Source organism: Amycolatopsis sp. SB7-3, from assembly GCF_041021335.1.
In the GTDB taxonomy this organism is placed as follows: domain Bacteria; phylum Actinomycetota; class Actinomycetes; order Mycobacteriales; family Pseudonocardiaceae; genus Amycolatopsis; species Amycolatopsis japonica.
The window spans coordinates 84594-103905 of the sequence record NZ_JBFPJQ010000005.1 but is presented as its reverse complement, the minus strand read 5'-3'; the positions used below and the strand labels follow the sequence as shown (position 1 = coordinate 103905).

General features: G+C 68.3%; 15 protein-coding genes. 8 read left to right on the top strand and 7 right to left on the bottom strand.

The genetic code is table 11. The features are described from left to right. The first annotated feature begins 159 nt into the window (after window positions 1-159). On the top strand, window positions 160-699 hold the full coding sequence (locus tag AB8M46_RS30890; RefSeq protein WP_038510786.1) for a DUF1453 family protein: 540 nt from the start codon (window positions 160-162) through the stop codon (window positions 697-699). A 63-nt stretch (window positions 700-762) separates the two neighbouring features. On the opposite strand, the gene AB8M46_RS30885 is transcribed toward AB8M46_RS30890, so the two are convergent. Together AB8M46_RS30885 and AB8M46_RS30880 are read right to left on the bottom strand one after the other, a co-directional pair. Beyond that, a complete protein-coding gene (locus AB8M46_RS30885; protein WP_378426133.1) occupies window positions 763-2424 on the bottom strand; it encodes a flavin monoamine oxidase family protein in 1662 nt (553 codons plus the stop codon). A 108-nt stretch (window positions 2425-2532) separates the two neighbouring features. Then, the gene (locus tag AB8M46_RS30880) at window positions 2533-3222 is read right to left on the bottom strand and encodes a VC0807 family protein (protein WP_394362496.1); all 690 of its coding nucleotides are present in this window, start codon (window positions 3220-3222) and stop codon (window positions 2533-2535) included. Between the two features lie 182 nt (window positions 3223-3404). Here AB8M46_RS30880 and AB8M46_RS30875 point away from each other — a divergent pair, with 182 nt between their 5' ends. Continuing rightward, on the top strand, window positions 3405-4220 hold the full coding sequence (locus AB8M46_RS30875; protein WP_037345106.1) for a class I SAM-dependent methyltransferase: 816 nt from the start codon (window positions 3405-3407) through the stop codon (window positions 4218-4220). A 57-nt stretch (window positions 4221-4277) separates the two neighbouring features. On the opposite strand, the gene AB8M46_RS30870 is transcribed toward AB8M46_RS30875, so the two are convergent. The 4 genes from AB8M46_RS30870 to AB8M46_RS30855 form a co-directional block, all read right to left on the bottom strand. Continuing rightward, a complete protein-coding gene (locus tag AB8M46_RS30870) occupies window positions 4278-7088 on the bottom strand; it encodes an ATP-binding protein (RefSeq protein WP_394362495.1) in 2811 nt (936 codons plus the stop codon). A 221-nt stretch (window positions 7089-7309) separates the two neighbouring features. Beyond that, window positions 7310-7771, bottom strand: coding sequence for a helix-turn-helix domain-containing protein (locus tag AB8M46_RS30865; protein WP_037345104.1), 462 nt, complete (start codon window positions 7769-7771; stop codon window positions 7310-7312). A 165-nt stretch (window positions 7772-7936) separates the two neighbouring features. After that, window positions 7937-9046 (bottom strand): MAB_1171c family putative transporter, encoded by a 1110-nt coding sequence (locus AB8M46_RS30860; protein WP_394362494.1) that lies wholly within the window; start codon window positions 9044-9046, stop codon window positions 7937-7939. Continuing rightward, window positions 9043-9690 carry a hypothetical protein gene (locus AB8M46_RS30855; RefSeq protein WP_394362493.1) on the bottom strand — a complete coding sequence of 216 codons (648 nt, stop codon included), beginning with the start codon at window positions 9688-9690 and terminating at the stop codon, window positions 9043-9045. Before AB8M46_RS30855 ends, AB8M46_RS30860 begins: the two co-directional genes overlap by 4 nt. A gap of 433 nt (window positions 9691-10123) precedes the next feature. Between AB8M46_RS30855 and AB8M46_RS30850 the strand changes: the two genes are divergently transcribed. From AB8M46_RS30850 to AB8M46_RS30825, 6 genes are all read left to right on the top strand, one after another. Further along, window positions 10124-10594 carry a hypothetical protein gene (locus tag AB8M46_RS30850; RefSeq protein ID WP_378426141.1) on the top strand — a complete coding sequence of 157 codons (471 nt, stop codon included), beginning with the start codon at window positions 10124-10126 and terminating at the stop codon, window positions 10592-10594. Between the two features lie 96 nt (window positions 10595-10690). Further along, entirely contained in the window at window positions 10691-11965 is a 1275-nt protein-coding gene (locus AB8M46_RS30845; protein ID WP_394362492.1) for a threonine/serine exporter family protein, read from the top strand. 158 nt (window positions 11966-12123) lie between these two features. After that, window positions 12124-12954, top strand: coding sequence for a peptidase inhibitor family I36 protein (locus AB8M46_RS30840; protein ID WP_394362491.1), 831 nt, complete (start codon window positions 12124-12126; stop codon window positions 12952-12954). A gap of 193 nt (window positions 12955-13147) precedes the next feature. Next, on the top strand, window positions 13148-13471 hold the full coding sequence (locus AB8M46_RS30835; protein WP_394362490.1) for a multiprotein-bridging factor 1 family protein: 324 nt from the start codon (window positions 13148-13150) through the stop codon (window positions 13469-13471). 84 nt (window positions 13472-13555) lie between these two features. Continuing rightward, a complete protein-coding gene (locus tag AB8M46_RS30830; protein WP_394362489.1) occupies window positions 13556-16003 on the top strand; it encodes an ATP-binding protein in 2448 nt (815 codons plus the stop codon). Between the two features lie 148 nt (window positions 16004-16151). Then, window positions 16152-16664, top strand: a complete 513-nt coding sequence (locus tag AB8M46_RS30825; RefSeq protein WP_037345096.1) for a hypothetical protein — start codon at window positions 16152-16154, stop codon at window positions 16662-16664. Window positions 16665-16765: 101 nt separating this feature from the next. Here AB8M46_RS30825 and AB8M46_RS30820 read toward each other — a convergent pair whose 3' ends face one another. Continuing rightward, on the bottom strand, window positions 16766-19273 hold the full coding sequence (locus AB8M46_RS30820; RefSeq protein WP_394362488.1) for a tetratricopeptide repeat protein: 2508 nt from the start codon (window positions 19271-19273) through the stop codon (window positions 16766-16768). Window positions 19274-19312: the final 39 nt, after the last annotated feature.

The following is a 19312-nucleotide window of genomic DNA, read 5'->3' as shown; positions in this document are numbered from 1 at the left end:
CCTCACCGGTCCGCGCCACACGGCACTCCACCTCGAGGTGGACGCCGATCTCCAACCGGATTCCCACCCGCGCGCCGATGATCGGCGCGGCCGTTCGCCCTAGATTTCGGGACAACCGGCATCGAACTGCCGGATGGGGAGTCTTTCGAAGGAGTTTTGATGAGTGAAGCCATGCGAAACGCCCTCATCCTGAGCGGCGTACTGCTGGCGCTGGTGCTGTTCACGCACATCGGTCGCCACAAGGCCCACCTGGTCATCCTGATCCTGCCGTTCTTCACGTGCGCGCTGGTGGGCTGGGCGGTCCTCTACGACCTCAAGCTGACCACGCCGAACTCACTGGCCGGCCTGGTCGGCATCGCGGCGGGTGTCCTGATCGGCTGGGGATTGCTGAAGGGCACGAAGGTCGAGTGGGACCAGGAGAAATCCGCCGTCTACACCAGGGCGGGCTGGGTCTACTTGGGACTGTGGTTGTTCGTCCTGGTGGGACGGCTCATCTTCGTCTACACGCTGGAGCACAGCCACTCGTTCGCGGCCGACTTCGGCAAGTTCCTGATGGACACCGGGATCGACGCCGGCGGCGTCTCCGCCTTCTTCGTCACCATGGCGCTGACGATGGTCATCTTCCGCACCGCCGGGGTCTGGGTCTACCGGGCCAAGGTACTCAGGCAGGCTCAGCGAACCCCCAGTTACGCGAGCTGAGCACTGTCTCGCCTGCCCGGTCCGTCGACTATCCCCCAGTCGCCGGACCGGGCCTCGACCCGTTCAGGGCTCGGGCAGTTCGATCGGCGCGATGTGGTCGAAGACGTCGCCGGGTCCGGGATTGCGCGGGTCGGTGGCCCCGCCGAGATGGCGCAGCGTCCCCCACACCGCGTTGAGCGCGCTGGTGACCGCCCCTTCGGCGAAGCCGCCCATCCACGAGATGTCGTCACCGGCGAGGAAGAGGCCGCGCTGGGCGGCGGGAAGGTCGTCCTGACGGAAATGGGTGAACAGGCGACGCTGGTAGCGATACTGCCCCGGCAGGTTCGCCTTGAACGCGCCTTGGAAGTTCGGCTCGTTCTCCCAGGTGACGGTCACCGGGTCGCCGGTGATGTGGGAGCGGATGTCGACGCCCGGGTAGATGTCGGCGAGCGCGTCGAGCGCGAGTTCGAGCCGCTCGGCCGGGCCGAGTGTCGCGAATTTGAGCGAATCGTCGTTCCACGTATAGGAAAGGCACAGCGCGGCCGGCGCGTCCGGTCCGTCGTCGAACAGGTAGACGCTGCGCGGGGTCCGGTCGGTCAGGGTCATCCCCATCAGTTCCTCGCCGGTGCGCGGATCGACGTCGTGCCAGAACGGCCGGTCGACCGGGACGAACAACTTGGAAGCGCCCATGTAGTGCGTACGTTCCAGTGCGGTCCACACGTTCGCGGGCAGCAGCGGGCGCACCCCGGCGATCTTGGTGAGCAGCACCCGGTGCTGCGCGGTGAAGACCACGGCCGGATAGGTCCGCACGTCACCGTTCTCGTCCTCGACGGCGAACCCGTCCGCCGCCGGGCGCAATCCGAGGACGGCGGGACGCGGCGATCCATCGTGCAGCGACGCGACCGACGTCCCGGCCGGCCAGAAGCGTGCCGAGGCGGGCGCGTGGTTCCACAGCCGCCGCGGGAGTTGCTGGCAACCGCCGATGATCTGCCGCGGCCCCTCTTCGACGCCGGTGTAGATGACGCGGAGGATCTCCAGCACGGAATTGGGGAAATCGGTGTCCCAGCCGCCGGTGCCGAAGCCGACCTGGCCGAAGATCTCGCGATGGCGGAACGAGGCGAACGCCGTCGACCGTGCCAGGAAACCGTAGAAGGACTGGTCGTCCAGTTCGGGCAGCAGCCGGTTCCAGATCGCCTTCACCATGGCGGTGTCGCGCATCCGGATGGCGTCGCGCATGGTGGACAGATCGGCCAGTTCCTGCAGTGCCTTGTGCCAGGCGTCGTCGACCTCGTGGAAGACCGACGGCAGATCCGCCGGGGTCCGTGCGCGATAGGTCACGCCATCGAGGTTGATCACCGTGGTGGAAGTGCTGCGGGACAACGGGTTCGCGAACGGCTTGGTCTCCAGGCCGACCTCGTCGATGTACCGGTACAGGGTGGTGGCCGAGGGCGGGAACCGCATCGCGCCCATCTCCGCGACCGCGCCGTCCTCACCCGCCAACGGGATCGAGCGCATCCGGCCGCCGATCTGGCCCGCTTCGTAGACCACCGGTTTCAAGCCGAGACGCAGCAGTTCGTAGGCCGCGACCACACCCGCTATCCCGCCGCCGACGACGGCGACCTCCTGGCCGAGACGGTCCGGCGGCAGTTCGCCGAGCCCGGCCGGATGCGCGAGCCAATCGTCGTAGGCGAACGGGAAATCGGGGCAGAGAGTGGTCAGCGGGGGCGCGAAATCGGCTGCGGTCATCGTGGCGGATCTCCCTGGTCATCGGGGCCACACTGTCTCGACCGAAACGTACGACGGGGTCCGGCGGGGACCAACCCCTCACTTTCCCCTACTCGCCCCTAGTCCATTTTAGACACCGGCGGGCGCGGTATCCGCCGTGTGAAGCGCCTTTTCCAGGCCGCGGCCGGCGGAGCGCCGCCGGTACCAGACGGTCCACGCGACCACACCGGTGATCGCGGTCAGTTCGATCGCGGTGGACAGGCCGACCATCACCGACGCGGGCAGCAGGTAGATCAGGACGAGCCGCGCGGCGGACTCGGCGACCAGGACCGCGCCCCAGCCCCCGGTCGAGACCCGGTGCAGTTTGCGGAACTCGGGTTCCGTGTCGTACAGCCGGTCCCAGCCCAGTCGCCGGGCCGGGGTCAGCGCCCGGATCCGCCGGGAGATGAAGAAGGTCACCGGTTTCCCGAAGGCGAGGCTGCCGAGGAAGGCGATCCCGGCCAGGCCGCTGGTGAAGGGATCCTTGGCCAGCAGCAGGCGTTCGTCCCCGCTCACCAGGGAGACCAGCAGGGTGACCGCGCAGACGACGAGGACGAACACCCCGAAGCCGTCGACCTTGCGTTCCTTCACCGCGACGGCGAGCACGAGGACGCCGATGGCGATCGTGGCCGCCACCAAGGCGGAGCCGCTGCTCCACCCGAAGGCGAGCAGTACGTAGTAGACGACGACCGGCACGGTGACGTCGGCGATCAGCGAGACGAGCGAGCGCGTGCGCGCGCCGCGTCCGTCGGTTTCCTGGTTCTTCGTTTCCCCCGGCATGTGAAGTTCCTATCACGGGGAAACCGCCCGTGCGGAGAAGTTCACCCCCTATTCGTGAACCCCTATTCCCGACGTCAGTGCCGTTCAGTGGTCAAGTCACCCCCTGCATTTCGGCACGACACCAAGATCACCGATACCGTGAGGGTGAAAGGAACTCGCGTGACCGTAGGAGATATACCAGAATGCAACGGAACTTCAAGGAATTCAAGATAACGGTCGACCCCGTCAGGGACGACTTCCTGCGGGCCAAGGGGCCCGGCCAGCGCAACCTCCTTCTCGGCCGCGCGGTGTTCGAGTTCGCGAGCGATCTGGAACACCTCGACACCATCCAGCAGGAATTCGTCGAAGGCTCGCACCGGCCGCTGATCCGCCGGAACTGGCAGGACAGCACCGCGGACTACAGCGATCCGACGCAGCTGCTCATCCAGGGCCAGCAGGTGATGCAGAACTGGGAGCGGCCCCTGATGAAGGTGCTGGCTGAAAACGCCGCGGCGAACGGCGGCGATCTACTCGAAGTCGGTTTCGGGATGGGCATTTCGGCCACCTACGTCCAGGACGCCGGCGTCCGGTCGCACACCCTGATCGAAATCAACTCCGAGGTGAAGGCCGAGTTCGAGAAATGGCGTTCCCAGTGGCCGGATCGCGATATCCGGCTGGAACTCGGCGCCTGGCAGGACGTGCTCGGCGGCCTCGGCCAGTACGACGCGATCCTTTACGACACCTATCCGACCGATGAACGGGAATTCGCCAGGACCTTGGGCCCGAAGGCCATCGTGCTGGCCGCCGAATTCTTCGAGCACGCCGCCGCCCACCTTCGCCCCGGCGGCGTCTTCTCCTACTACACCAACGAAATCGACTCACTGAGCCGGGCGCACCAGCGTGCCCTGCTCGACCATTTCAGCTCGTTCCGGGTGGAGGTCGTCCGCGGCCTGAAGCCGCCCGCCGACTGCACCTACTGGTGGGCGGGCACGATGGCGGCCGTGACCGCCGTCAAGTAGACGAAACGACGAAGGTCTCCTTACCTTGCGGGGTAAGGAGACCTTCGTCGTTCACGTTCAGGCGCTGTTGACGACCGAGACCTGGAGCCAAGACGGGAGATCCCGGCGCCGGTTGACGTCCAGCTTGCGATAGACACGGGTCAGATGCTGTTCGACCGTGCTCACCGTGATGTAGAGCTTGCTCGCGATCGCCCGGTTCGTGTGCCCGAGGGAGGCCAGCCCGGCGACCCGTCGTTCGGCCTCGCTCAGCGATTCGATGAGCTCGCGTTCGACGCCCGACGCGGCGATGTCCGCCGTGGTGGAGACCGGCTTCCCCTCGTCGGCCGTTCCGTCGAGACGCAGATCCCGGCAGATCACCTCGGCGTGGCAACCCTTCGCGATGTGCCACGCCTGGCGGGCCACCGTGCGCGCACGACCCGACTCGGCGAGGGTGTAGTGCGCGCGGCTGAGATCGCCGAGCGCGCGGGCGAGTTCGAGGCGGATACCGCCCGCCTGGAAGATCTTCACCGCTTCACGCAGCAATTCGGGCCGCTTGTGCGGTTCCGCGATCTTGGCCTTGAGCCGCAACGAGATTCCCCGCACGTGCGACGTCGAGCCGGCGAGTTTCGCGAGTTGTTCGTCCAAAAGGGACTTGGCCTTCTCCGGCATGCCGAGCCTGAGGTACGCCTCCGCCGTGTCACCGCGCCAGGGCACCAACACCGGCAGGTCGAAATCCCAGCTCTTGCTGAGCTCCCCGCAGAGGACGAAGTCGCCGAGCGCCGCGTGCACCCGGTCGGTCTCCAGGTAGAGCCTGCCGCGGGCGCGCAGGTAGTGCAGGCCGAACCGGGTCTGCAGCATCGAGGCGGGTACCGGCTGGTTGATATGCGCGGCCGCCTCCTCGAATTTGCCCATCCCGACGGCGGCGAGGCACAGCGTCGCCAGCGGGACTCCGACGGCCACACCCCAGCTCTGCGGCGTGATGAACGTCAAGGCCGCCTTGGCCTGCTTCTCCGCCGTCACCAGATCTCCCTGGCGCAGAGCCATTTCCGCCCTCGCCGCCGCGAACACCGCTTGCCAGCTGGGCGCGTCGCAGTCGGCGGCCTCCTGCTGCAGCAGCTCACACCACGGCACCGCCTTGTCGAGGCGGTCGGCGTAGATGAGCGCGAACAGCGCGCTGCGCACGGATTCGACCATCGTGTCGCCGAGTTGGATGCTCTTCAGCACGTTCTCGGCCGAGGCGATGGCGTCGTCGTCCGGGCCGTTGGTGACGATCCGGCTCAACGCCATCGCGGCCTGGACGTTGGGGTCGAAGGATTGCGCGGGAACGCGGTCCTTCACGGCCGGGGCGGGCAGCTTGTCGCGCAGAACGGGATAGGAACAGAGGATGAACAACCGGGTGATGCGCAGTTCCGCCTCGGTGCGATCGTCGGCCGAAGGTTCCATGACGGCGAGTTTGTCGAGCACCTCGCCCGCTTCCCCGGTGCGGCCGTGCCACAGCAGGAACCGCACCAGGATGGCGGCGGCCCGTACCGGGAGTTGCCCGGCGAGGAAGATCTCGTAGAGGTGGTCGGTGTGCACGGCGCCGATGGCCGGGTTGTTCCGCCATTCCAGACCGGCGAGCTGGGTCACCATCTCGACCTCGAGCGCTTCGTCCCCGCACGTCCGGCAGGCCAGTTTCAGGCATTGGACCGCGAACGAGGTCTGGTTGTCCACTTTGGCCAGTTCGGCCGCGGTGCGCAGCACGGGCACCGCCCACGGCCGCTCGGCCCGGTCGGCCGCGACGAGGTGGCGGGCGACCTCGAGCGCACTGGCGCCGTCGTGGTGCAGGAGCACGGCGGCACGTTCGTGCAGCCGAGCGCGTTCCGGGACCGGGACGTCGGCCAGCACCGCGGTCACCGTCATCGGATGCCGGAACCGGCCGGCGTCGAGCAGACCGACCTGGTGCAGGAGGGTGATCGCGCGGCCGGCGGTGCGCTGGTCCATCCCGGCCACCCGGACGGCGAGACAGACCGTTTCGCCCTTGCCCAGCACCGCGAGGACCCCGGCGAGGGTCCGGGTGTCCTGGTCGCCGCGCTGGAGACACGCCGCCACCGCCTGGCAGTAGTGATCCCCGGGGATCGGCCGCGTCTCGGGCGCGAGGGGTACGCCCGAGGCACGGAGATCTTCGAGGAGTGCCTGTGCCAGCAACGGATTCCCGCCGCTGAGCTCGTGCAGGCTCTGTACCAGGGTGTCGTCCTGGCCGGGCGGGACGAACCGGGCCACCTCGTCGCGGCCCAGCGGCTTCAGCCGGATCCGGCGGCAGTGCGGAAGCCGGAGGTACTCGGCGCCCAGCAAGGGCAACGTCTGCTTGGCGGACAACGACTCCGTCAGCACTATGAGCACGTTCATCGTGCGCATGCGGCGCATGAGGAACATCAGCCAGTGCAACGACGGGGTGTCCACATGGTGGAAGTCGTCGACGAGTACCACGACCGGGCGGCGTGCGGCGAGCTCGCGTACGAGCTCCAGCAGGTCGAGCATCAGGTGCGTGCTGGGCCGCCCGGTCAGCCCCGTCCCCTCGGCTCGCGTGAGCAGATCCGTGGCCTTCGCGCGCAGGTCTTCCGGCAGTGCCGGGCCGCGGAAAAGCTGGAACAGCGCGGTCAACGGAAGATCCTTCTCCGCTTCCACGCAAAGCGCGCTCAATACCGTTGCTTCCGCTTCAGCGCATTGTTGCCCGAATGCGTGCAGGAGTTCACTTTTCCCGCTCGCGGCGGTCCCGGTGACCACCGCCGCGACGGCGTTTCCCTGTTCGGTTTCCTTCAAGAAGTCTCGCAGGACCAGCAGCTCCGCGCGGGGGTACGCCCCCGCACGGACGTCGCCGTCCGCTCTGCTCGGTGATTTCACGTGCATTCTTCGTCGCCCCCATGGCAAACCCGCAATGTGGAGTCCGGTGGCGAACCGACGTCGTCCGTTCCACACAGGAACTCTTGCCGAGGAGCCTAGAGGACTTCACCCTATCGTGTCGACCCAAGAGAACAAATGAGAGGTTCGTCCGTTTTTCTCAGTGGACGGACACTGTGGACGAACCGAAAACCCAGACACGACAAGCACATTCGGCGACGCCGGATGCGTCAGTCCTGTTTGGACCCACGCTCCCGCATGGCCTGCTGATCCCGCCAGACGACGTCCAGCAGGTTCTTCACCAGCTCGCGGCGGTCGGTCGTGAGCTCGCCCGCGCGCATGGCCATCAGCCGGACCTCGTCGGTGTCGGCCAGCTCACGCAACCGCGCCTGCTCCGCGCGCAGATACTCCAGCTGCCGGTCCACCCGATCGCTCACGCCCTCGTTGAAGAAGTACGTGACCGGGACGCCGAAGAAATCGGCCAGCCCCTGCAGGTGCTTGAGCGTCGGGTTGTCCTTCTTTCCCTTGCGCAGCTGCCAAACGTAGCTCTGGGAGATCGTCACACCTTCGGCGGTGATCGCGGACGCGACCTCTTCGTAGGTGAATTCGCTGCCGTTGCGCCGGGTGACGTGCGCGAACAGGTGGTCGAGTTTTTCGGCCAGGCTCCGGCCTGGTTCGTCCTGCCGGGACATGCTGCCTCCCAAGAACACCGCCGAGTTCCTCACGAACCCGTGCCGCGCTGCCGTATGGCGGTGCAGGTCCCCCCGAGTACCGGAGTATAGGCGGCCACCTCCCTTTCATCAACTGACGTGAATGAGTCGCTCCTGGTTCCGTACAACTGAGGAAAAAACGGACGATCAGGCGCGCAGGGTCTTCGACAGCGTGACGAGCGCCCCGACATCGGCCTCGATGTCCGGGCCTTCCGGGCGCGCCACCGCCACCGCGGTACGCGAGGTCGGCCGCTCCCCCGCACGCAATCGCGCCAGCGCCTCGCGGAAGACCTCGGGCGAAACCCGTTCCCGGCCTTCGACGAAACCACTGTCGGCCAGGTACGGGCTCAGCCGGACCAGTCCGTCGCGGATCTCGACGACTCTCCGCCAATACCTGCGGTGCATCCGCCAGAACGCGAGTTCCTCCAGCCACCCGTGCCGCTGTCCGGCGTACAGCGCGTCGCCGGGGAAGACGTCGTGGAGTTGCCCCCACAAGGGACGCAGATCCTCGTACCGCCGCCGGTGCCGCAGCCACAGCCGGGCCGCGGCGACCACGGCGAGCACCCCGACCAGGGTGATCCCGGCCATGAACAGGATGATTCCCAGGTGGACCAGCACGGCCGTCATGACCGGGACGGCCGAGGGCACGTCGCCACCGGACCAGCGCACGAGAATCGTGCCGAACCGCGCGACCGAGGTCACCGCGAGCACGATCAGGCCGCAGGCGGCGATCCGCAGTCCCCAGCGGACCCGGAGCGGGTTCCCCGCGGCGTCGCGCAGGGCCCAGCTCGCCGCCTGCACCGTCGCATAGGTGCTGTAAGCCGCGTCGACCAGATAGAAGAACGCCACCCCCGGTTCCGTCACCACCGACGGCAGCGCCGCACCGACCCCGAAGGCCTGCTCGCGGGACGCGGCCGGGACCACGAACATCGCCACCGCCAAGGTCGCGCAGACCAGCGTCAGCAGCCCGGCGTCGAGGGTCACCCGCCGCCGTGAGCCGCCGGCGGAGAGCAGGAAGAAGACCAGCAGGCAGAACAGGCTGGCGTCGAGCGCGATCGTCTGGACCAGGCGGAAGGTGGCGACGTCGAGCGCCCCGCCGGTGAATTCGTGCAGTGCCACCATGCTCGACGGCGCGGTCAGCAACCGCAGCACCAGGCAACCGACCAGCGCCCAGATCGCCGGGTCGCGCGGCGATCGAACCAGCCGGAAGGAGAACCACACCAGCGCCGCGATCACGAACTCCTTGGCCAGGCTCACAGCCAGCCCCGCGCCTCGTCGAGGGCGTGCCGCATCCGCCTGGTCCGCGACGAACCCGGCCCGGCGAGCTGCCGGACGACCACGGACCGTTCGAGCAGGAGGGTGGCGATCGTCTCGGCCTCCCGTTCCCTGACCGAGTCGTACTGCGTTCTTTTCAACAGCCTGCGAATTACCCCCGGGTCGAGGTCGGGCATGAACCGGGACCATATTTCCTCTTCATCCGGTTCGGCCTGGTGGCCGGACAGGATATGACCCAGCTCATGCGCGATGATGTGCTCTTGGTGAATTCGGGTGGTCTCCGACTGGAAGACGATGTAGTCGCCGGAAGACGCGCTCAGCCACGCTCCACACGGGCCGGGAACCTCCATCGGGAACGCGATGAGTTTGATCGGCCGCCCTCGGCTTTCCCCGATGCGGCGGCAGAGTTCGGACATTTCGACCGGCCCGTCGATCCCGAACTTGACAAATTCTTTACGCAGGCCACGACGAAGTTTCCGCTCAGCGGCAATGGTCTCGACGAAACCATGAATCGCTTTCACCCGACCCCCAGGACCACTCGATACCACGGGTCCGAACAGACCCGTGGCGAAGAAGGAAATACCGCACCGCGGTTGTTTCGCTTCCCCAGATGACGCGGACTTCACATCCGAAACGCCAGACCCTCGCGAGCAACCAGCGGCAGGCTAACACGAGTGATCAGTTCGCGTCAGCGCATCACCTGAACGGATCAACTCCGGAAAATATTCGCCGCCGAACCCACGGCGAACAGGAGGAAGAGCCTCCGTCTCCAAAGCGGGAACAGGGCCACCACCCCTTACCGGGCGTCCGTTGTCCGGACACCATTGTCCCTATTGGCACTAGGTAATCGATCGATTGCGAAGCGTCAGACAGGCCCTTTGACGTCGGGATCCCACCAGTCGAACACAAGGGCCAATCACACCACGGCTTCACTCGACCGCTTGGACACGTCAATTCTTCGCGCCGGCCGCGAAAATCGAAAAGTCATCGGGAGTCCTTTCTTGACGTTAGTCTTGAAGGCGCGCGTGAACACTCGCCGAGACAAAGAAAGCAGGTGCGATGAGGGAACCGCTGTACCGTCGTGTGAACACCCGCGCCAGACTCGTCCACCACGATCACGGCGGGGATCACCGGCACCAGCGCAACACGAAGAGAGAACTCGCCTCCGACCGGACACGCGGGTCCATGAGGCGGCGGGCGCGCCGGGGCCTGGACTACACGCCGCTGTTCCGGTTCCTGCTCGGCAAGGTCGGCGCGGACTGGGACGAGGTGTACAACGAGGCCGCCGCCCGGCTCGACTCCCCCGACCCGATCCACTGGCTGGTCGCCCGGCAGCCGCACGAACGACGCGATCGCGTGCGGCTCGGCGAGTCCAGTTACTACAGCGGCCTCTACGTGGACGACGACAACCGGTTGCAGGTCGTCGACCCCGAACTGCGTGTCGACGACATGGAGCCGATGTGCCCTTGCTGCACCCACACCTTCAACGGTGTCCGGTTCACGCGGAAGTACCGGCAGCCTCCGCGGTGACGGCACCGGCCGATCGTGCCACGATCGGGTCAAGCCGGGTGGCCGTCCCGCTCGCGATCACTGTCCTGGGCGGGTCGGCCCTTTACAGTTCCCGCCATGTCGGAGGACGAGCGCGCACGGGCGCGACGTGTGCTGACCTTCGCTCTCGACGTGGCGATGCAGATGTTCCGTCAGGGCATCGAGACCGCGGTCGTCGTCCGCACGGTTCGACGGCTCGCGAGTGCGGGCGGCATCGAGGATCCGCGGATCTCGGTCGCGGTGCGGGCCATCCACGTGCAGTACTGCCCGAGCGACGGTGGTGAGCCGGTAGTGCTGCTGGGCAGCATCGAGGCGAACGACACGCGCGACATCGGCCGGATGGGAGATCTGGAAACGCTCGCCGTCCGCGCGGGCATAGGCGAGATCTCACCGGAAGAAGCCGAGCGGTCGGTCGAGGAACTCTCCGCGGCGGGCCCGACCTGGCCGTGGTACGTCAGCTTGCTCGGCGGCTGCCTGCTCGCGGCGATGATCTGCCTGCAGGCGAACGGCACCGTCCTCGCCGCGCTGGCCGCGGCGGCGTTGTTCGTGCTCGCCAACCGCGTCGGCTGGGCACTGGGGCTGATCGGCATCGCGGAGTTCTTCCAGGTCGCCGCCAAGGCTGGCACCGTGCTCGTGGCCGCGATCGCGTTGCTGTCACTGGGTTTGCTCGACGGACACGAAGCCGCGAGCCTCTCCGCGGCCAACCTCGTGCTGCTCCTGCCGATCCTGTCCCTGGTTTCGCTGGTCGAAGACGCCGTCGGCGATTTCCATCTGATGGCGGCCGCGCGCATGGTCACGGTCCTGCTGCTCACCGGCGCGATCCTCTCCGGGGTCATGGTCGTGGTGTCGGTGGCCAACGGTCTCGACATCCTCGGCGAGGCCGGCCGGGTCCAGCTCGCCGCGCTGCCGCTCGCCCTGGTGCCGGTGACGGCGTTGGTCGGGTCGCTGGGGAACGCGATCCTGATGGGCACGCCCGCCCGGTGGTGGCCGCTCGCCTGCGGCGCCGGGGTCGCCACCTCCCTGGTGAACTGGGTGGGGCATTCGGCGCTCGGCCTGGCCACCCCGCTGGCGATCTTCCTCGCGACCACGGTGCTCGGCATCCTCGCCGGCACCGCGGCCAGGACACTGCGCGTCCCCACCGCCGTCGTCACCATCCCCGGACTGACCGGCGCCGTCCTGCCGGGACCCGCGATGTACCTGAGCCTGTCGCAGGTCTTCGCCCAGGTCCCCGGATCGTGGACCGCCGTGGCCGAAGCGATCGTGTCCACCGCGGCCATCGGCGTCGGTGTCGTGCTCGGCCTTCAACTCGCGGCACTACGTCGCACCGAAAGCCGCGCTCCCGAACTGAACTGAGGATCAAGGCCGCCGAATGAGCGGCAGTTTTCCCTTCACGACTTCCCTGGCGTCCTTCCCGTACGTACCGTCGCGCACTGGCTGATCCGCCGCGTTCAAAGGGAAAGGGAACGTCGTTGAGAAGAGTGATGATCGCACTGTTCGGCATGGTATTGGCGTTGAGTGGCACTCTCCTGATCACCCCGGCCGCGCAAGCCGCGACGGCACGGAACGGCGTCTGCGAAGACGGCGAATTCTGTTTGTACTACAACAGCAACCAACAGGGATCGGTCAGCGATTTCGACGCGTCGGTCGGCAATTACGGCACGGGCGCCGACTGTTATCACTTCCTCGGCGCGGGGGCGGGAAAGGGCCTGTGCGTGAGGAACAACGCGGCCTCGGTGTGGAACCGGCGGGACGCGGTGGTCACCGTCTTCTTCAAGAACGGCTGGACGGGCCCGATCGACTCGTTCCCGCACGGCGCCAAAGGAAACCTGACCTCGACGTACAACGAAAACGTCGGTCATCTGCTCGGCCTGCCGGGGAACGAATGGCTGGAGACCGGGCTTTACCACAGCGACTCCGGCCGTATCAGCTCCTATTTCGACGGTTACGTGAGTACGTCGGGAAGGCACGAGGGTATCGACTTCGCCCGGGGCTTCGGCGTTTCCGTGTATTCGATGACCCAGGGCCAGGTCATCAGGAAGACCGAAGGCAGCAACGGCAGCGGCGGCCTGTCCACGTTGGCGATCTACAACCGGGATCAGGATTTCACCATCATCTACCTGCATCTCAATCCGTCGAACGGGCTCGCGGTCGGTGAATTCGTCGGCCGTGGCCGGCAGATCGGCACCGAGGAGTATCGCGGTGCGAGCTCCGCGCACACGCATGTCGAGTACCGGCCGGGCAGGCACGAGAGCGCGTCGGACAGCACCGGCGATCCGGTTCTCGACAATCCGAGTCCCTCGTTGTTCTGGCGGAACCACGGCTACAACATCTGCTGCGGATAACGCCGCCGGGCCCGTTCGGCTCACCTGAGCCGAACGGGCTTCCCCGGTGAACCGGCACTTCTTCGGGGAAGTTTCCGGTTGTTCCTCCCCTCGCCGCCTGCCGACCATGAGGCGGCATCGCTGAGCGAAGCGGAGGACGCCAGTGACTCAAGTCGTGCACACGGGACCGACCCTGCCCCGATACCTCGGACAAGTGTCCGGCGCCGCCCCCGCGCCGGACACGACGACCCCGGCGGACGAGGGTCCGGCCCGTTTCGGCAGGTTGCTGCGCAGCCACCGGACCAGCCTCGGCGCGACCCAGCGGCTTCTCGCCGCCCGCTCGACGGTCAGCGTCCGGGCGATCAGGGATCTCGAGCACGGCCGCGTCGACCGGCCCCGCCGCGACACCGTCCGGCTCATCGCGGCCGGGCTGGGCCTGTCCGGTCAGGCTCGCGCCGACTTCGAACGAGCGGCTGAGCGGTCCGCCACAGCCGACGGCACGTCAACCCCAGTGGCACACCGTCTCTTAAGACCCTGATCCCCGGCGTTTTCGACCAATTTCGATCAAAGTCTTCCCCGAACCACCGTTTTTCGTCGTCACACCCGCTCTAACATCCGCGAAATGGACCGTGAGCCGAGTTCGCTGCTGGGTGAGGCACGGCGGGATGCCGGGCTGACGCAAGAGGAGCTGGCGGAACGCACCGGGTTGACGGTGCGGAGCATCAGCAACATCGAGCACGGCCGGGTCGCCCGGCCACGGCGCCATTCGGTGGAGGCGCTGGCGCTGGGGCTGGGTCTCCAGGGCGAACAGGCGAGCCGGTTCGTGCGGCACTACTGCCCGGACGCGGTGTCGTCCCCGAGAACGGCGGCCGTTTCCGTGCCCGCGCAACTCCCTTCGGGCATCACGTCGTTCATCGGGCGGCAGCGGGAGATCGACGCGCTCGACGCCCTCCACCGCGAGAGGGCCGGCGCAGGTGTCCTCGTGGCGGTGGTGGAGGGCATGGCCGGGGTCGGAAAGACCTCGTTGGCCGTGCAGTGGGCGCACCGCGTCAAGCAGGACTTCCCCGACGGGCAGCTGTTCGCGAACCTGCGTGGGTACGGGCCGGGGGCGCCCGTCGATCCGGCAGAGGTGCTGCGGTCGTTCCTGCGCGCGCTCGGCGTGCCCGTGGCGGACGTGCCCGCCGACCTCGACGACCGGGCCGCGTCGCTGCGCAGTGTGCTGGCCGGCCGTTCGGTGCTCATCGTGCTGGACAACGCCCGCTCGGCGGACCAGGTCCGGCCGCTGCTGCCCGGGCACGCGGGCTGCGCGGTGGTGGTGACGAGCCGCGCGGCCCTGCACGGGCTGACCATCAGCGCCGACGCCCACCGGGTGCCGGTACCGCTGCTGACCGAGCGGGAGTCGTTCTCCTTGCTCGACCGGTTGGCGGGCGACGGGCGAAGATTCACCGACCGCACCGCGCTCGCCGACATGGTGTCGGGATGCGGCGGCCTGCCACTCGCCCTGCGCATCGTCGGTGAACGGCTCGCGCACCACCGGAACCTGGCGAACGTGGCGGCCTCGATGCGTTCGGCCGGGGGCCGGCTCGCCGCACTGACCACCGAAGAGAAGACCACCTCCCTGCCCTCCGTGCTGTCCTGGTCCTACGACGCGCTGCCCGGCGACGTCGCCTCGGGTCTGCGTCTGCTCGGGCTCCACCCCGGCCCGCACTGGGACACCGCCGCCGCGTCGGCTCTGCTGGGCACCGATCCGCCGGAGACCCGCCGGCTCCTCGACGCGCTCGTCGACAGTCACCTGCTGCTCGCGCACCGCGCGGACGGCCGGTTCGAATTCCACGATCTGGTCCGCGATTACGCGCGCGGCCGCGCCGACGAGGAACCGGCGCGGCGGCGATCGGCGGCCCTGCGCCGGCTCGCCGAGCACTGTGTGGCCGGGGCGGCCGACGCGGCCGGGTCGATGGGGGCGGGCGACCCCAACCGAAGACCGCTGCTCACTCCGATCGCCGAAAACGTCAGGTTCACCGGCGCCGACGACGCGGCGACCTGGCTGGCGGCGGAGATGCCCACCTTGATCGCCATCGCGGAACAGTCGTCGGCCACCGGCGACACCTACGCCCGCGACCTCTCGACCGTGCTGTGGCAGGTGTTGCGGGTGCACGGTCACTACGGCGAGCTGCGCACACTGCACCGTCTCGCGCTCAGCGAGGCACAGCGGGCGGGCGACGCCATCGGCATCCAGCAGGCACTCGTCGACCTGGCCGCGATCTGCGCCAGGCTCGGCCATTTCGACGAGGCGGTGACCCATCTGACCCGCTGCCTCGACGTCGACGCGAGCCCGGTCGTCACCGGTCGCGCCCTGAACATCCTCGGCACCGTGTACGGGCAACTGGGCCGCTACGCCGACGCGGCGGACCACTTGAGCAGGGCGGTCACGGTTTCCCGGGACAACGGCGACCGCCTCAACGAGGGGCGCGCGCTGTCCAATCTCGGCTTCGTCCACGAACGCCGGGGTGAGCTGGACGCCGCTCTCGACTGCTATCGGCACTGCCTGACCAACGCCCAACGCATCGGTGACCGGCTGAGCGAAGCGATCGCGCTGCACAACCTCGGAGACGTGTACCGCGCGCTGGGCCGGTGGACGGAGGCCCACGACCACCTCGGTCGATCGCTGACGGTCAGCAGGGCCGAGGGCCACCGGGAGGCCGAAGGGTACGCACTGGCCTACCTCGGGCTGGTGCACCTACGGCAGGGCGACGCGGCGGCGGCCCGCCTGCACCAGGAGGCCGCGCTCGACATCGCGGTGGCGACGGGCATCCGGCCGCTGGAGACCCTCGTGCACAACGGGCTCGCGGACAGCGCGCTGGCCCGCGGTGACCGGCCTTCGGCGCTCGCGCACTACACGCGGGCCGCCGAACTCGCCCGGCTGACCCGCGAACCACATGAGGAGGCCCGCGCGCTGACCGGTATCGCGGCGACCCACGACGGCGTCGGCGCGCCGGACAAGGCCAAGCCGTATCGCGAACGCGCGCAGTCGCTGTACGACGCGATGGGTATCGCGATGGTGCGCTCATAGCCGACTTCGGAACTCTCGATCAACCTCGATCAAGGTCGTCGCTCAAGATCATTGTCCGGCTCCCCGCGTCGCCGTTAATGTCTGACGTAGCCGAATTAACGGCCGATGGAAAATATCCGAGCGCGCGAAATCGAGAAAGAGACGCATTTTGAAGAAATGGACGACACGGGTCACGACCGGCCTCATGGTCGCGGGTATGGCGCTCGCCATGCAGAGCGCGCCGGCCATGGCCGAGGAGGCCGATGACAGCACGGCCGAGGTCACGTTGACCGAAGAGGCTCCGGAAGTCGGTACCACCGACTGCGGCGGATGGCGTGGCGCCACAGCCGGGTACAGCGGCTGGAAGGTGTCCACTTCGGACTGTGCCTGGATCAGCCCGGCGTCGAAGAAGAATCCGCAGCACCGCCGCTACAAGTGGGCCGCGCAGTCCGGAAGCAACACCAGGATCTGCGTCCAGGTGCAGGGCCACTACTGGAGCACCAAGAAAAAGAAGAGCGTCGCGACCTGGACGACGGCGGGATGTGGAACCTCCGGCACCGTCGTCGTGCGGTGGTCGGGACCGCCGAAGAAGGGCGGCGGCTACCTCGGCCTCGCCGCCACCCCCAAGGTGCGGGCGAAGGTTCAGCCGGGCTTCCTCGGCGTCGGGTACAAGTGGGCGTGAGCCGGCAATTCGCCCTTTGACGTTGCGAAAGCCACTTTCACAACCTTCGACGTTACGAAAGTGGCTTTCGCAACCGTCACTGCGCCGTGCGGTCGCACCGGCTAACGCAGGCCGATCTCGGTGAGCAGGGCCCGCGCCTTCCGCCCGTGCTCGTCGGCCGTACCGGTGTCGCCGGTGACGGCCGCGCCGCGTTCGATCCCCTTGTGCGCCTGTGCCTGCTCATAGCGATCGCCCAGTTTCTCGGCGACCGCGAGCGCTTCGCGATGCCTGGCGATCGAGCCCGCGGCGTCCCCCTTGCCGTCGAGCGCGATGCCGATTCCGTTGAGCGCCTTGACCTCGAACTCGCCCAAACTGTTCCGGCGTGCGAGGTCCAGTGCCTCGCTCAGGTGTGTCAAGGCGTCGTCGTGCTCGCCCAGCCGCGCGAGCAACACTCCGATGTGGAGCAAGGCCTCGGTTTCCGGGAACCGGTAGCCGAATTCGCGTGCGGTGACCAGCGCCCGCCGGTAGTGGCCGAGCGCCTCGGCGGAGTGACCCTGCTGCTCGCGCACCGTGCCGAGGTTGCCGTAGGTCAGGCATTCCCCGACCCGGTCCCCGACCTCCAGCATGATCGCCAGCGCCTCGTCGAGGTACGTCGCCGCCTTGTCCCAGTCGCCGACACGCATCGCGCTGTTCCCGAGGTTGCCCAGCGCACGGCTCTCGCTGGTGCGGTTGCCGGTCGCCCGGTGCACGAGCAACGCCCGCCGGTAGCAGTCCTCGGCCGCCGCGAAGTCACTGAGCCGGTCGAACGCGTTGCCGAGGTTGTTCAGTGCCCGGGCCCAGCTGGTCCGGTCACCGGCCGCGTCGTATCGCTCGAGCGCCTGCTTGAGCTGCTCGATGCTCTCCTGGTAGCGGTTGGAACGCAGGTAGACCGCACCGAGGCTCATATGCGCGCTCGCCTGGATCAGCGGGTCGGCGGCGCGGATCGCGATGCCGTGCACGATCTCCGCGTCGGCGAACAGCAACGCGTTGTACAGGTACCGGTTCAGGATCGGCGACATCATCGCCGCGTCCTCGCTCCGGCCCTGTTCCCCGGCCAGCGCGGTGATGCCCACCAGGTTGTGCCGTTCGACGTCCAGCCACTCGGTCGCCGCCGCGAGGTCGGCGAAGTCCGGTGCCGGAACGTCCGAAGTGGACACTACGGGCCTGCGGTCGCGTTCATGCGGGGCGTAGCGGTCCATGGCGCGGCAGGCGGTGTGCCGGTAGTAGTCGAACAACCGCCCGAGCGCGGCCTGCCGCGCGGAAGCGGCGTCCACGTCCCGCGCCAGCCCCGCCGCGTAGAGACGGACCACGTCGTGCAGGCCGAACCGGTCCTGGACGTGCCGCTGCACCAGGCTGCCGGCGACGAGTTCGCCCAGAAGTTCCTCCGCCGTACCCAGGTCCACCCCGGCGAGCGCGGCCGCCGCGCGCGGGTCGACGTCGCGGCCGGGATGGATCGCGAGGAGCCGCAGCAGCAGCGCGGCCTCGGCGGGCAGGTCCGCATAGGACAGACCGATCGCGTTCTCCAGCTCGTCCTCGACCCGCAGGGTGTCCCGGCGTTCCGCGAGCCGGGCGGCGTGGTCGCGCAACGTCCAGTCGCGGCGGTTCCGGATCCGGCCAGCCACCACCGTCAACGCGAGCGGCAGATGGCCGACAAGTTCGGCGATCCGCGCGGCGGCCTCGGTGTCCTCGGCGACCTCCGCCGCGCCGACCAGCCTGCGCAACACGTCGAGCGATTCGGTCCCCGGCAACGCTTCCAGGTGCACGGACCGCGCACCGGCCAACCCGGTCAACCGCCGTCTGCTGGTGATCAGCACGACGCCGCCCGGCCGGTCCGGCAGCAGTGGGCGCACCTGGTCGGCGTCCGCCGCGTTGTCCAGCACCACGATCGGATGCCGGTCCGCGAGCAGCCGCCGGTAGGTCGCCTGCCTGCCCGCCGGACCGAGACGGTGGATCTCCCCGCCCGGCACGCCGAGCCGCCGCAGGAACTCGTCCAGCACCGCGAGAGGGTCGGCGGGCGCGCGATCGGCGTCGTAACCACGCAGGTCCGCCCACAACCGGACCGCGACGCCCTCCCGGTGCGCCAGCCGGTGCGCGGCACGGACGGCGAGGCTGGTTTTGCCGACCCCGGCCATGCCGTCGATCACGACCGTCGAGCATCGCTCGTCTCCGCCGGGGCAGGTGATCGCGGCCAGCTCGGCGTGCCTGCCGACGAAGTCCGTGCTGTCGGCAGGCAGCTCACCTGCGACGGTCACCCATGACGAGTCCGCCGTCAGCCCCGCGATCACCTGACACACCTGCCGCCACCGGGCCACCACCGCCTCGTCGGCGGCGAGCGCGCGCACGATGTCCGCGACGAGGTCCGCGTCGACCCGCCGTCTCCCCGGCCGCAGACAGCGGTAGACCGTGTTGAACACCGGCAGATCGGGGTTCCCCGCCGCCCGCCGCCCTCGCACGACCCGCCGGTGCAGCTCGCGATAGGACACGCCGTACCAGCCGCGCAGCGTGTTCAGCCGGGCCGCCAGCTCGTCGAACGAACCGGCGCCCAGCGGCTCCGGCGGCACTTCGCCCACGTCCGTCCGGTCGGGATTCACGGTCGGGAAGGGTAGTCCGTATGGTCGATCGGCACTGTC

What these genes read in the sequence shown, in the direction of transcription:
- AB8M46_RS30890 (WP_038510786.1), top strand. Translation starts at nt 160, where the DNA reads ATGAGTGAAGCCATGCGAAACGCCCTCATCCTGAGCGGCGTACTGCTG.
- AB8M46_RS30885 (WP_378426133.1), bottom strand. Translation starts at nt 2,424, where the DNA reads ATGACCGCAGCCGATTTCGCGCCCCCGCTGACCACTCTCTGCCCCGAT.
- AB8M46_RS30880 (WP_394362496.1), bottom strand. Translation starts at nt 3,222, where the DNA reads ATGCCGGGGGAAACGAAGAACCAGGAAACCGACGGACGCGGCGCGCGC.
- AB8M46_RS30850 (WP_378426141.1), top strand. Translation starts at nt 10,124, where the DNA reads ATGAGGGAACCGCTGTACCGTCGTGTGAACACCCGCGCCAGACTCGTC.
- AB8M46_RS30830 (WP_394362489.1), top strand. Translation starts at nt 13,556, where the DNA reads ATGGACCGTGAGCCGAGTTCGCTGCTGGGTGAGGCACGGCGGGATGCC.
- AB8M46_RS30875 (WP_037345106.1), top strand. Translation starts at nt 3,405, where the DNA reads ATGCAACGGAACTTCAAGGAATTCAAGATAACGGTCGACCCCGTCAGG.
- AB8M46_RS30845 (WP_394362492.1), top strand. Translation starts at nt 10,691, where the DNA reads ATGTCGGAGGACGAGCGCGCACGGGCGCGACGTGTGCTGACCTTCGCT.
- AB8M46_RS30865 (WP_037345104.1), bottom strand. Translation starts at nt 7,771, where the DNA reads ATGTCCCGGCAGGACGAACCAGGCCGGAGCCTGGCCGAAAAACTCGAC.
- AB8M46_RS30870 (WP_394362495.1), bottom strand. Translation starts at nt 7,088, where the DNA reads ATGCACGTGAAATCACCGAGCAGAGCGGACGGCGACGTCCGTGCGGGG.